The following is a 13,098-nucleotide window of genomic DNA, read 5'->3' on the forward strand; positions in this document are numbered from 1 at the left end:
GCTGACTGTTATCAAGGAGCGTGCCAAGATTTTCGAAGCCTTATAAACCAATGGGTTGGCGCAGAGAGACCGTGGTTTATGCGAAAAGAGGCGGGGATTCAGGCGAAAAGTGCGCAAGAAGTTGCGCAGTACTGCGCAACTTCTTGCGCACTTGGCTGGAGGCCACGTGGCACGTTGGTTTCAGCGATTTAGAAGGGTTTTTATTACGTACAACTGCGCAACTTCTTGCGCAGTATGGCTAATTGACACTGCGCCGGACTCGAGTCTCTAATTGCAAATTTGGCCTGATGCAAATGACCTACCCAAGTCAGTGACAGGAATTGGTAGTCAGGACGCGATTAGGGCTGCGAGAGCTTGCTGCCCAGCTTGAATTTAGCCACTTATCAGGGAGGAATCTTGTGCAACGATTTGATCGCAGTAGTGAACCGCCACCTCGTATGCTGCAGAGTAAGGAGTTCAATGAGCAAAGGCAGGTAATAGTCGATTACTTTCTCATGGATGAGAAGCGCAGAGCCCAGACGCGACTTCCAAGTCTGCACCAGAGGCTGAACCATGAATCCATGTATGGAGCCCTGAAAAGGCTGTTTCACGGTAAGTGTGCTTTTTGCGAGAGCTACACAAATACCGAACCTTACCTGTTTCGCCCCATAGGCAATGTTTTGCCAACGAAGCGTAGCTCGGAATCCCGTCTGTACTACCTATGGCTGAGTAGTGCTTGGGAGAACTGCTATTCAATTTGTCAGGCATGCACTCCTGAGCGTCCTGAATTTTTTCCAGTCAGAGGTAGGCGCGCTTCGTTGCCTTCCGCCACCCAGCTTCAAAGGTACGTGGAGGAAGGTATTGGTTTATGGCGGGATCATCCTCCTAAAGAACAAAATATTCTACTCGATCCTTGTAAGGATAACTTCATCCCTCATTTTACTGTTGATCTGGACGGCTATCTATTTCCACACTCAGATCGCGCACAACAAACAATTCAACATTTCAACCTCAATCGTGACGACCTGTACGAATTACGTGGTCAGCGTATGCAGGAATACTTCGAGGAACTCGTTGAGAGGATATTGCGCGGGAGACAGGTACAAACTCAAAGAACTGATCTGTTCAATTTCGCCAAGCTAGAGTTCGGTGGGTTGTGGTATCTGATGTGCCGCCAAATCGTATTTTTTTTTACCGAAGGCAAACCTCAACGGTGGTCACTGTCGTTGAGCGGAATGGAGCAGACGTATCGGAAGCTTGTTAAAAGCTTGAAACCTGACTTTGACCGGGATGCTCTGGAGTCGTGGGTCAACGATTCGTTGCGTGACTTGTTCACTGAAGACTCTCACATGATGCGCGGTTTAAGCGAATCCCCCCCCACTTTAACCAGCATATCCCTGAGTAACTTCAAAGGGATCGAACAGCTTGATCTGGTCATACCTGCACCGAAGGCGGCTGTAGGCGAGTTAACTCATCAGCTACAACCAGCCTTGTTAATCTTGGGGGAGAACGCTGCAGGAAAAAGCTCCATCCTCGAAGCCATCGCTCTAGCTTTATCGACTGATGAGGCACGAGCCGAGTTGAAATTAGATGTATCGTCTCTACCCCTTGACCCTCAGCTACTAGGTGAGCGCTCTGCGCCTCGTCGTGAAAAGGCTACGGTCAACCTTAAATTCGATGACGGCTCTACACGGTGTCTTAACATCGCAGATGGAAGGTTTTCGATAGAGGTTGGTCCAGAAGTGCCTCCTGTTTTTGCTTATGGTGCATTTCGGCAGTACCAGAAACGACCAAAACGCTACAGTCATGGCAAATCAATCCTGAATCTATTCCATTCGGACAAGCTTCTTTCCAACCCTGAAAAGTGGCTGCTGAGTTTAAGTGAGGATGATTTCGACAACGTGGTGGGTGCGTTGCGCGTCATCCTTTCGATCGAGGGAGAGTTTGAGGTCATTGAGCGCGATTACGAAAACCAACGTTGCCTGATCGTGACTGCTGCATCCGGCCATCATGCACTTAATCGTACGCCCTTGAGTCTCGCGTCCTCGGGCTATCGATCAATATTGGCGATGGTCTGCGATATTATTCAAGGTTTAAGGAGCTCACAGATTCATACTTTCTTCGAGAGTCTGGAGACGGCGAGGGCGGTTGTATTAATCGACGAAGTAGAGGCTCATCTGCATCCTCGATGGAAGATTCAAATCATGAGCGCCTTACGCAGTGCTTTGCCAAAGGTCACTTTTATCGCGACAACTCACGATCCATTGTGTCTACGGGGAATGGAGGATGGAGAGGTAATCGTGATGCATCGGGTTGCTAGCCAGAATGGTGCGGATAGCGAATTGCCGGTGATGGTTGAACAGGTGGTGCGGCTGCCTGAGGTCAGTCAATTAACGATCGAGCAATTGCTAACCTCTGACTTTTTCGGGCTAGCGTCGACCGACCAGCCTGGCACTGAGCGTGAGTTGGCGATGTTCGCTGACCTGCTGACAGCTCGAGCATCCGGCCAAGCCCTAACGGAGGATCAACAATTGGCATGGGCGCGCTTCGAGCAAGATATTAGTGACGCTTTGCCCGTGGGCACCACTGAAGTACAGCGGTTGGTACAAGAGGCGGTAATGGAGTATCTGAAAAACCGCCGGCAAATGACCTCGGAAAATCTGGGTAAGTTGCGGGATCAGGCCCGTCGGGACATCGTCACAATTCTTGAGGACATCTGAATCATGCGTGCCGTCGTTCGCAACACAGTCCGCAAGCCTGACGCTATGACGGGAGCCGACTGCCCAGCTTCGCGCGAACTGAACAAATTCAGGCAGCACTTCCGCGCGCCTGGGGACAACGTCCCGACATTTGCCGTGTACAAGTCCGACAGCGTCAAGAAGCAGCTAGATGAGCTGTTCCATGGGAAGTGCGCTTACTGTGAGAGCTTCTATGCATCGACAGCGCCGGTAGACGTTGAGCACTACAGGCCGAAGGGAGCAGTTCATGAGGATGAGGCGCACCCCGGGTACTGGTGGCTTGGAATGGATTGGGAAAACCTTCTGCCGAGTTGTATTGATTGCAATCGTAAGCGCAAGCAGAGCGTACCCAGGTTATCGGCCAAGCTATTGACTCTACACGAGGGGCGACGAGGTTTTAGCCACGGTATGTTGGTGTCTAGCGGAAAGAAGGATAGTTTTCCAGTTCTGGGCACACGTGCTATGACTGAGGCCTCCTCAATCCTCGACGAATACCCCCTGTTACTTGATCCGTGTAGAGACGATCCCAGCGAACACCTCAGCTTTCACATTGATCGATCCAATCTTATAAGTCTTATCGTCCCCAAGCCTCACGCAGGGATAGATCTACCAGTGATGGGGGGCAATGGGGCAGATGCAGCCATTCAAGCTGTCATTGATGAAGCGCTTGAGCTCGGGCTAAGTCTCAGAGGTGTCGTATCAATCCATGTGTATGGACTCAACCGTCTCGGTCTGGTGCAAGAGCGGACGCGGTTATTGCGGCAGTTGGAGTTCCTTGAGGCGCTAGCTTTGGATATAGGTGTTATGGCTCAGGAGCTCAAGCCTGACCCCGCAGAACCGAAGACTACTGATGTGCGTGACGAAGGCATTGTTCGCCGTCTGAATTTGCTTCAGGAACAGGTTTTGCGTGAGATGAAGCGGATGGCAAGACCTCAAGAACCTTATTCAACCATGGTGCAAGCCTGGATTGAGGGTTTCAAAATGCGCTTGCTGAGCTGAAGGTGAAGTATTCAGCGTTGGCCAACTCTTGAAATACCTTTCTGAAAGATGCGTCTAGTAGCAAGAAAGGCCAGTGCTTAGACTGCCAGACTTTTAGGAGAGGCAAATGCACGGAATGCATAAATCAAAACTGGCCACACTACTGCTCATCCCGCTGATTGGCGCATGCTCATCGCCTCATATGCTACAGCCTGCTGTTCAATCTGGGCGATTTGCTCAAACGGCCGCGGTCGTGATCGACAACTGTTCGGTGGGATGTCCAACAGGGGGCGACCAAACCACGCTCTATCGCCAGGCCTACACTCTGAACAACAACGGCTCGACCAAGTTCGCTAACTGGGTGGCCTACAAAATCACGAAGGAGACACCAGCGAGCGGACGTCCGCGTAACTGGAAGACGGATCCCGACGTGACTGCTGGGGAGACGCTCAATCCTGTTGACTACAACGGTGCCAGCGTTGCCCTAAAGATCGACCGCGGACATCAGGCCAACCTTGCTTCTATGGGAGGCGTCTCTGATTGGCAGTCGCTCAACTACCTGACAAACATCACGCCTCAGAAGGCGGATCTCAATCAAGGTGCGTGGGCTCGACTGGAAGATCAGGAGCGGAGCCTCAGCAAGATGGCAGGTGTGGATGCGGTGTATGTGGCCACAGGCCCGCTTTACGAAAAAAATATTGGCACGCTACCTGGTACCAATAAGATTCATACGATCCCGAGTGGCTATTGGAAAGTCATCTTTACCGGTAGCACTCCTGCCGGCGGTCAGTTTGCTGCGTTCATCATGGAGCAGAGCACGCCGCGCGTAGCTAATTTTTGCGACTTCCAGGTTACGGTGGCAGAGATTGAAGAGCGATCTGGGCTGACATTTTGGAGTGGGTTGCCGCAAGACGTTCAAGCAGAGCTGAAGGCGAAGAGGGGGCAATTGGCTTCGACGATAGGCTGTACTGTTCAGGCAGAACCCCAAACTCGAGAGAGCTAAAAAGTCAGAGCATGCTGAAGCCGTCATAAAGATAGGCCCGCTCTGCGTCCTGCGGGTCAACCACTAGCATTACGCTGGCCAAGTACGTTTTCGCGGTTATGGCCAGGTCCTGGGTGGACTGACCCTTCTCCACTAGCGTCAGTGTGATTCGGGCCGTTGTGACTCACTTTTACCGAGTCTTTGCTAGCGGGTTAGAACCCTTTTGGCAGAACCAGCAACAGCATCTTGATGAATGGTTTAGGGGGCGTACCCGGGCGCAAGCACCAAATTAGGAACTCCGTATAATGCTTCTCGATTACGCAGCCAGAGCTGGTACTCGCGCGCTGAGCCAGAGTGATCGTGCGAGCAGTCAACACCCCACTGTCTGAGAGCGTAGCCTGCGACGGCAGCGCGAACCTTTACGAGCATGACGCCGTCTTGGTTGAAGGGGTAGTCGCATAGTACAGGCTCTTTTCGTTCAAGCTCGGGGTGAGGGACCAGCTCAAGCACGACGCGACGAGACCAGTGGTCATCCTCATTGGCACATTCGGCCTCGCGGGCCGGTCCAGCGTCTTGTACCGATCCCACCCGGGTTATCACAAAATCCCTGAACTCCGAGCTTTCCCGATCGTATGCCCTCGCGTGCCATCGTCGGCCATCGCTGTGCAGGCCGAACGGCGCGATAACCCTGGTGCTGCATCGGGTGAGTGACTCGTACGTGATCTCGATGGCGCGCTGCTGCCTGATTGCGCGGCAGACAGCCGCCAAGATGAAAATTTTGGGTTGTGCTAAGGATTCGCTGATGGTGCATGGGATCCCCGTCGACCAGCTCAGATGCTCCTCATCTCCAAACCCCTGACTCAGCCAAGTTGTGATACGGGAAATCGAGTAGGTGAAGATAGGGTTAAAGCCTTCGCTTGGGCGGTACACCTTTTCTCGCTGGTCGAGAAAGAGATTTTCAGGAGCCAGTTCGCGGTATAGCGATAGATCCCTAGTTGCTGCAGCCGTCTGGATGTCGAAGCGACTAACAACATCCCGCCGTGAAACTGCGCCGCAGAACCATGCCTGTTGCTCAATGAACGCCAGTCTGTCCCGTTGCTTCTGTGGGATGCCTTCAATAGGGGATGGGGTGGACACTGTATATAACCTCAGCTTGTCATTGCCTGATGCAGTAATATATCGTTTTGATTCAATGTCAGGATCAAAAAGATTCGATAGCCGGTTTGCTTGTTTCGACTATCGCGTCCGCGCTGACTCTTGTCCACCTTTCTGCGCGTGGAGGCCCTGTGGCCAAACTTCTCCGGGTTATCCTGATCGACTCGCTTTGTCGAGGCGAGATCGTCGAGGTGAAAACCGACGACAACACCTGCCTGACAGGCACTAACGGCATCGGCAAGTCGACCTTTTTGAAGCTGCTCCCTCTGTTTTACGGCGCCCCTGCTGGTCGAATGGTTCGTAAGGGCACCAATACCGCAAGTTTCGCCGATCACTATCTGCCTCATGCGTCGAGCTACATCGTCTTCGAGTATGAGAACCACGAGGGTGCTCTGCGCTCGGCCATCCTGCATCGGGCTTCTAACGGTTACGCCTACCGTTTGGCGGCTACCAGCTGGAAGCCCAGTCTGCTTTATGTGAATCAAGATTCAGGTGAGCTGGTTCTGCCTGGCAAGGTTGGTAGCCGCATTCAAGGTATGGGCATCGACTGCACACCTGAGTTGAGCTGGAACCATTACAGCAAGATCATCCAGTACAACACCGGCTCGGCAGACATGGATGGCATCACCGATGCATCCGTGAAAAAGATGATCAACCTTTTCCGGCGCATGTATTCGCTCGCACCTTTGAGGCGCAACTTCGCCGGCATCGACAGCCTGATGTTCTCTCTGCTGGAGTCCAAAGGCACCTTTGACTCCATGGAGTCTGCGGTCGGAGAGATTATCCGGCAGGAGACTATGCGCAGCGAGATCGACCTTTCAGGTATTGATGCCCAGTCTTTCCTGAGCGCGATCAGCAACCGGGCGAGTTACCTGGTGATGGATCGTGAGGTCAAACCCAAGATTCTTGGTTTGGCGACTTTGCGTAGTCGATTGGTGGCTTGCGACCAGCAGTTGGGTCGCCTGAAGACGGTCGCCGTGACGCGGCAGCTTTCCGTCAAGCAGGAGCAGGAGGCTGTTGCAGCAACTATGGATGCGCAGCGTAAAGAGGAGCTTGCTGCACAGGATGCTTCTCGTGGCGAGCAGCGCCAGCTTGATTGCCGCCTAGGTGATGCCCGGGCAGCATCTGCTGAGCAATTGCGCCTACTGAAGACACTGGAAGACCAGAAAGCCGGCTATGACAAGGCCGGCATGCCATCATTGCTTGCTAAGATCGACAGCCTTCCCTCGATGCAGGAAGACTTGGCGGCCAAACGAGAGCAACTGGCACTGTTGACAAGCAAAAGTGAGGGGATCGTTTCTCGTTTTTCTGCCATGGAGCGCGCCGCCTTCGACTCGCTGTCTTCGCGTCGCGAAAATCGTCGTACCGAGGCCCTTGGGCGTCTCTCCGAGTTTGATGCGCAACTGCGGCTGCACAATGAGGCCTCGGAAGAAGCGCTGGGACAGGCCCACAAAGCACACACCGAGGACCTTGCTCAGTATGAGCGAGCCCGCAGCGAACTAGCGGCACTCGCCGCTTCTTCGGCGGCAGAAGTGGCCTTTTTGTCTCGACAGAAACATCTGCCAGAAATTGCTGAGCAGATTGATGCGGAGCAAACCGCTCTCGCTCAACTCTATGAGTTGCAGGAGCAAACGCGAAAGGATCTGGACCGGCTCGACAGAGAGGTTGCTGAACTCATCATTGAACAGCAGGGCCTTGCCGCAGAGATGTCAGGCCTTGCCCGAGGGCGCGATGACCTGCGGGCAGCAGTTAAATTGCTCACCGCTCGCTTGAATGCATCTGACGATACCCTGCTGTCGTTCCTTCGCGGCAGCATGCCTGATTGGGAGACCACGGTTGGGCTCGTCATCGATCCTCGACTGTTGATGCGTGAAGACCTGTCACCGTCGTTTTCGGCTCCGTGTGCGGGGCTCTTTGGCTTGCAGCTTAATCTTGAGCGCCTTGATCCTGTTGACGTGCTCAATCTGGAAGAGCTGGAATCGCAGATTGCGCGGCTGAATTTGCGCATCGATGAAAGCAATGATGCTGAGGAGGCTCTCAGCCATCGATCAGCAGCTGCTCAGGTTCGCCGTAATACGCTACGCGAGGAGCGAGTCCCTCTCGACTCCCGTACAGCAAGCATTGAAGCGGATACTTCAGCCAGAAAACAGCGTCTGGAGTCGCTTCGTGATGAGGGTGCAGAGCTGCTTTCCATTGCTCGCGCCAAGGCACAGGACTCAGCCGAAAAGGCCGCGACCGCTCACTCGGAAAAGATCGCTGAGATCGAAAGCTTGAAGGCTGCTTTCGGGCGGCACAAGTTGGAACTGAAGAGCATCGCCGATCTGGCCCGGCAGGACATTGCTGCTCAGCGAAGCTCTGTTGAGGAAGCTCTCGTCACTGCCCTGGCTGATCTTGAGCGTGCCCATCGTGAAGAGATCGAGCGTATTAAGGCTGATGAATATTCAGCCCTGCAGGGCGCAGGCGTTGATGTGGGCGCAGTTCGACGGTTGGAATCCACGGTCAACGGCCTTGATCAGTCGGTTCGACAACTGGTCGAGCAGTTACCCCGTATTCAAGATTACAGAGCTTGGCTTGAAACGGCTTGGCCTCACATGGCTGCCCGTGAGGCGGCCTACGCAGAGGCAGAACAGGTGGTCAGCCGTCTTGAGCGCAATCTGCAGGCAATGCGCACAGCATACGAAGAGCGTCAAAAGACTTACAAGGTGCGTCAAGCCGAGCTGGCAGCCCGGAACAGCACGCTATTCGATCAGGCCAGTGCGCTACGTTCGGTTTTAGAGCGCCTGATCCAGGTCGCTGCAGCATCCTCCGGCACCGAGAGTCTGGAGAAGCTGTCTGCAGCGGATATCGAGTCGGAGGTTGGCCGGATATTCAGGGATGCTCACCAGATTAAGCAGGAGGGGCGGGGGCTTCTCCGTGATGTGGAGGGACCCTTTAACTTCGCACATCGTGCCACCCCAGAAGCCGGGATCGTGCACGACATCATCATGCGGGCCAGACATTTTGACAGCTCCGGTGAGCGGGTCTGGTTTTACGCAGCACCTGAGCTGCAGATGTATATCGATGACGGCCACGATGTACAGAGGAGCAAGCTGGTTACCTACATCCGCACGTTGTGCAACCAGTTGGTTGAGGGCGGCAAAATCCTTGCAGAAGTCGATCGCACGATTCAGGACGTAGGCCGGCGAGCAACGCTGCAAGTCTCTGAAGTGCTCGGGCGCTTCCCGGAGTTCACCAATTTCCATCTTCATGTCGTCTCGAAGATAAAGGATCTGAAGATCAACGACCTGCCGATTTGGGAGCACATCCGAGCGATTGAAATGCAGTCGGCCCGATGGGATGCCATGGGCAACGACGCCTTCCCACCCGATGGTCTTGATCATGCTCTGCGCATGCTGCACTCGGCCATGGTTGATAAGCAGTGGCGGGGCGCACAGATCAGCGAGTGCTTTGAGGTCAGTCTTTCCTGGCAGGTAAATGGCCAGCCGCGGGTCGCCCGCAATACGACGGACTTAGGCGATGGCTTGAGTACCGGCCAGCTGAAGATTGTGGTTGGAATGATCTACCTTGCCCTGTTCGAGATGATCCGGCGTGACGCCGACTTTGAGCTAATCGTGCCTGTGGATGAGGCGCTGGAGCTTGAGGTCAACAACGCGGCGACGCTGGTGGGCAATTTCAACTCGCGCAACGTCAAGCTGATGCTGGGGTTTCCGGGTGGTGCGCCAGAGCTGATGAGGCACTTCAAAAATCTGTATGCCCTCGACCGACGCCGCTCAGGCGGGGTTTATCTGAAGGAATATCGTGGTGCTGACCCTGTGGCTCTGGATGATCTGAATGCCGGTCTTCCAGAGGAAGAGGAGGTTTCTGCATGAGAGCAATTCTCGAGGGGCTAATCGCTGGGCGGTTCTTCTGCCCATACTCCAGTCGCGAGGTTTACGAACAGCTTCGCCAGCCTGAGTTTGCGGCCGCGATTGAAGCCGCACTTCGTCCTTTCGGACGGGCGCTGGCGCACCTGGGTGAAGGCGACGATGTAACGGCGTTCTTTGCCCGCTACGTCGATTTGTCCGATTCTGGCGATCGGCGCGAGGCTATGGAGGAGTTGAAGTGCATTCGCGACCAGATAATGCCAGTGTTGGATTTCATTCACCTCTGTGGCCGGGCAGGGCAAGGGGATGTTTGTCTGTCACCTGGCGAGGAGATTTCCTTTGGCAGCCTTCTGATGCATATCGATCAGTTCACGGTCGCCCGCGATCAGCTTCGTGATCTCTGTGTTTACCCGATGTTCGCTCGGGTAAAGGGTGTCGAAGGCAATAAGGAAAAATTGACTGTCGTGTTCAAGGTGCTGGTGGATGCCGGTTACCTAGTTCGCAAGGGCGTTGAGTCGAGCCTGTATGTTGCCACCGGCAAGATGGGATACCTCTATCACATGGTGTCTTGGATCGCCGACAGTCAAAAATTGCTGCCTGCAGAAGAGCCAGAGGCTGACCCGTCACAGAGTACGGGAGAGCTTTTGTGAAGGAGGAGAACTGGCGAGAGTTTGGTGCTCATCTGATCGCGAATGCAGCCATCATCGAGGATATTTGCCAGGCTGACGAAGAGGGTGTGCCAAAGCCGGAGAAAATGACGGCAGGGCTCTCTTGGTTGGTCAGTCAACGGCTTATTGATGACTGTGATGGCAGCCTTCACCCGTCGTCGATGTTGCTTGACTTGGGGTCTCGTATTGGTGCGCAGCGCTTCGAATTGTCGGCCCCCGACTTGCAGGAACTGCTGATCCGGATTGAGCATGGCTGTGCGCGATTCCACTCATCCAAGGAGGGTTCGCCTTCTGAGCTGGATCGAGAGCTACAACAGGTGCGCCTCTCTGTTCGCCAGGTCGTCACGCACTTGCGTGACGAGCACCGGGCTGCAAATGACTTCATTGAGGCCCGCTACGGGTATTCTTCGCGATTCAAGGACCGTCTGAGGGATATCGACAGCGCGGTGAAGCGCCTCGGGCGTCTTTCTGAAAAGCTCATGGCCTTTGATCGCGACACGCTGAGTCATTGGTGTCGGAAGGATCGCTCGCTTCGTCGTCTATTGCTGAGCAGTTTGTATGAGTCGATTGACCGCTGCAAAACGGGTATCCGGGATCTGATCGACCGGTTGAACCAACTGGGCACAACCATGCGTCAGCGGAATCATTATCGCAGGATGGCACAGAGCGTCTTCTCTTGGCTGCAAGATGGCAACAACCCCGACTTGGACGACATTCTTGATCGTGGGGATGCGGAGAACTGGATTCGTGCTGCGCGTTTGCCCAATAGCGCTTATCTGTTTCCGCCTGTCGAGGATGAAAAGGCTATTCAGGAAATGTCCGCCCTGATTCAGGCAATGCCTTTGCCGAAGGTCAGAAAGGCATTCCAAGATCCGTTGGTTAGTCGCGAGCCCGTTAAAGTGATCCTCGCGGAGCCGGAGGTCGAGGACGCGCCAGAGCCGTTTGTTGAACCGCACTTTCATCGAATGCTTGCAGCGCTAAAGCGTGATCTCTCACCTCAAAGTGCCCTGGCTTACTGGGATGACATCGCTGATGAGGGTTTCCGAAGCTCCATCTGGCTCTATGCGTTGGATGCCTACTACCTGACGCTTTTGGCCGATGCCGCCCGAGTCGGGAAGATGCCACGCTTTATGTTGGCACCGGTGCTGGCGCCATCACATGAAGGCTTTGACAATAAGGTCGTGGTGGATCTGGTTCTTCGTCTTAGAAAAAATGGGGAGCGTTCATGACTTCGTTGTTGCATAGCAAGCAAGTCGTTGAGATGGTTAGCCGTGCTGTTCGTATGGCTTCAAATGAGGTCGCGCTGGGCGGCGTATGGATGAAAATTCATCAGCTATACGGAGTTGGCAAGATCAGTGGCAAAAGACTCCTCCTAGACGCGGATGACAGGAAGGCACTTCGCAGTCTTGCTGAGCGACACGCTGGTTGGGACCCTCATGTGGCAGGTAGCAAGGTTCAAGGTAGTCGAGCTGTTCTGGCGTCTTCCACTCGTGACGAGAAGCTGGCACGTGAGCCTGTTGCCAGGAATCTTGTTCTGGTTTCGGCGCCTTCCAGAGAGATATTGCTGGGAGACACCATCCAGCCGCTACTGCCTGGATGCATGTTGACGGTGCCTTCAGAGCTACTTGCCGGACAGCGTCGGATTATCGTTGTTGAGAACCTCCAGGCAATGCTTGATGCGTCGCAGTATGTGCTTCCGCAGGAGCTGGTTGACGTTCCTTTCGTGTTCCGAGGGTCGCCTCAGTTCTCCATAGGGGCGGTGGTGAATTTGGCTAAGCGTGTGCCCGAGGTTTACTACTTCCCTGATGCGGATCCACAGGGCTTGGTTAACGCCAACAAGGAGATCCCATCGAAGGGCACCCTCGGGCCGAGTCCTGAGGCATTCCGGACCATGCACGATGCAGGTGTTAGTAAGCCTCAGGATTATGAGAAACAAGCTAGCCTCATGCCCGGACTCCTGGCAGCCGAGAATCCGTTGGCGAAGATCATTCATGATTACAAAGCTGGGTTTTCCCAGGAGTCGATGGCGGCGTTCTCTTGCCCGCTGCTTTGCTATTTATGAACCGATTCTGAGGCAAAACAATGCCCCTAATAGAGGCATTGTTTTTGGTGGGACGTCGGCGTTGATGATGACCCAGATGTTCTGTTTTGGGTTGCTAGAGTTCATCCTGAGGTGGCGCTATTAGTTTTGCTGGCGTGCTCTCGCATCATGCCGATGACGGTATTGTGAAAGGCGATCGCAAGTTTGGTCTTGGTCACGGCCACGTAGTTGAGGTTGATTTCGTCACGCTGCGAGTCGATACCCAGATCCCCATCCAGAGGGGCAATAAAGTTTCAGCCAGGTGAACATGATCCCACTGCAGCCCCTGTTACGGTGTGCCGAAGTGACGATTGCGACTGCTTCTTCCGGGCTATTCACGAAAGTTTGCGCATTTTCTGCAGGCAAAAGCCGAAGTTGCTGCAGCTGCGCGATAGTCCGCTCTGGCCGGTTGCGGTCGTTATTGCGTGGCTGAGTTCGGCCAAAGGCGAACATTCTACCTGTTCCGCTCCCGGCCAACGACCATTCAGCTCAGAAACGGTCTTTCCAACAGATGCCGACGAAGCGCCTTGACGGCACCAGGCTCGCTGATGAGAGGGCGGTACTGTATGACTGCTCGGAGAGATGTTGCTCATGCCCGTAGTGAGAGTTATCGGCACGTTTCAGTGCCCATTTGAAATTAACAGCATGTGCTTGC

General features: G+C 54.2%; 8 protein-coding genes. 7 read left to right on the forward strand and 1 reads right to left on the reverse strand.

The annotated features are described in order from the left end of the window. The first annotated feature begins 398 nt into the window (after positions 1–398). The 3 genes from AC1MDC_RS25560 (at position 399) to AC1MDC_RS25570 (ending at position 4,698) form a co-directional block, all read left to right on the forward strand. Positions 399–2,699, forward strand: coding sequence for an AAA family ATPase (locus AC1MDC_RS25560; RefSeq protein ID WP_480393928.1), 2,301 nt, complete (start codon positions 399–401; stop codon positions 2,697–2,699). Positions 2,700–2,702: 3 nt separating this feature from the next. Beyond that, positions 2,703–3,716: an HNH endonuclease family protein gene (locus AC1MDC_RS25565; protein WP_480393929.1), complete on the forward strand. Its 1,014-nt coding sequence runs from the start codon at positions 2,703–2,705 to the stop codon at positions 3,714–3,716. Between the two features lie 106 nt (positions 3,717–3,822). Continuing rightward, the gene (locus tag AC1MDC_RS25570; RefSeq protein ID WP_480393930.1) at positions 3,823–4,698 is read left to right on the forward strand and encodes a DNA/RNA non-specific endonuclease; all 876 of its coding nucleotides are present in this window, start codon (positions 3,823–3,825) and stop codon (positions 4,696–4,698) included. A gap of 237 nt (positions 4,699–4,935) precedes the next feature. Here the strand turns inward: AC1MDC_RS25570 and AC1MDC_RS25575 are convergent, their stop codons facing one another. Continuing rightward, entirely contained in the window at positions 4,936–5,814 is an 879-nt protein-coding gene (locus AC1MDC_RS25575; protein ID WP_480393931.1) for a BrxR family transcriptional regulator, read from the reverse strand. Between the two features lie 149 nt (positions 5,815–5,963). Here AC1MDC_RS25575 and AC1MDC_RS25580 point away from each other — a divergent pair, with 149 nt between their 5' ends. Genes AC1MDC_RS25580 through AC1MDC_RS25595 form a run of 4 tightly spaced genes read left to right on the forward strand, consistent with a single transcriptional unit; the run spans position 5,964 to position 12,425 of the window. Next, positions 5,964–9,701 carry an ATP-binding protein gene (locus AC1MDC_RS25580; RefSeq protein WP_480393932.1) on the forward strand — a complete coding sequence of 1,246 codons (3,738 nt, stop codon included), beginning with the start codon at positions 5,964–5,966 and terminating at the stop codon, positions 9,699–9,701. Further along, complete coding sequence (locus AC1MDC_RS25585) at positions 9,698–10,345, forward strand: hypothetical protein (RefSeq protein ID WP_085702176.1); 648 nt, start codon at positions 9,698–9,700, stop codon at positions 10,343–10,345. The genes AC1MDC_RS25580 and AC1MDC_RS25585 overlap by 4 nt, the downstream gene beginning before the upstream one ends. Next, positions 10,342–11,592 (forward strand): hypothetical protein, encoded by a 1,251-nt coding sequence (locus AC1MDC_RS25590; RefSeq protein WP_085702175.1) that lies wholly within the window; start codon positions 10,342–10,344, stop codon positions 11,590–11,592. The genes AC1MDC_RS25585 and AC1MDC_RS25590 overlap by 4 nt, the downstream gene beginning before the upstream one ends. Continuing rightward, a complete protein-coding gene (locus tag AC1MDC_RS25595; protein ID WP_480393933.1) occupies positions 11,589–12,425 on the forward strand; it encodes a DUF7281 domain-containing protein in 837 nt (278 codons plus the stop codon). The genes AC1MDC_RS25590 and AC1MDC_RS25595 overlap by 4 nt, the downstream gene beginning before the upstream one ends. The last annotated feature ends 673 nt before the right edge of the window (positions 12,426–13,098 follow it).

This window comes from Pseudomonas sp. 1 (genome assembly GCF_056626735.1).

Coding starts and splice junctions, on each gene's coding strand:
- AC1MDC_RS25565 (WP_480393929.1), top strand. CDS start 2,703: ATGCGTGCCGTCGTTCGCAACACAGTCCGCAAGCCTGACGCTATGACG.
- AC1MDC_RS25570 (WP_480393930.1), top strand. CDS start 3,823: ATGCACGGAATGCATAAATCAAAACTGGCCACACTACTGCTCATCCCG.
- AC1MDC_RS25585 (WP_085702176.1), top strand. CDS start 9,698: ATGAGAGCAATTCTCGAGGGGCTAATCGCTGGGCGGTTCTTCTGCCCA.
- AC1MDC_RS25595 (WP_480393933.1), top strand. CDS start 11,589: ATGACTTCGTTGTTGCATAGCAAGCAAGTCGTTGAGATGGTTAGCCGT.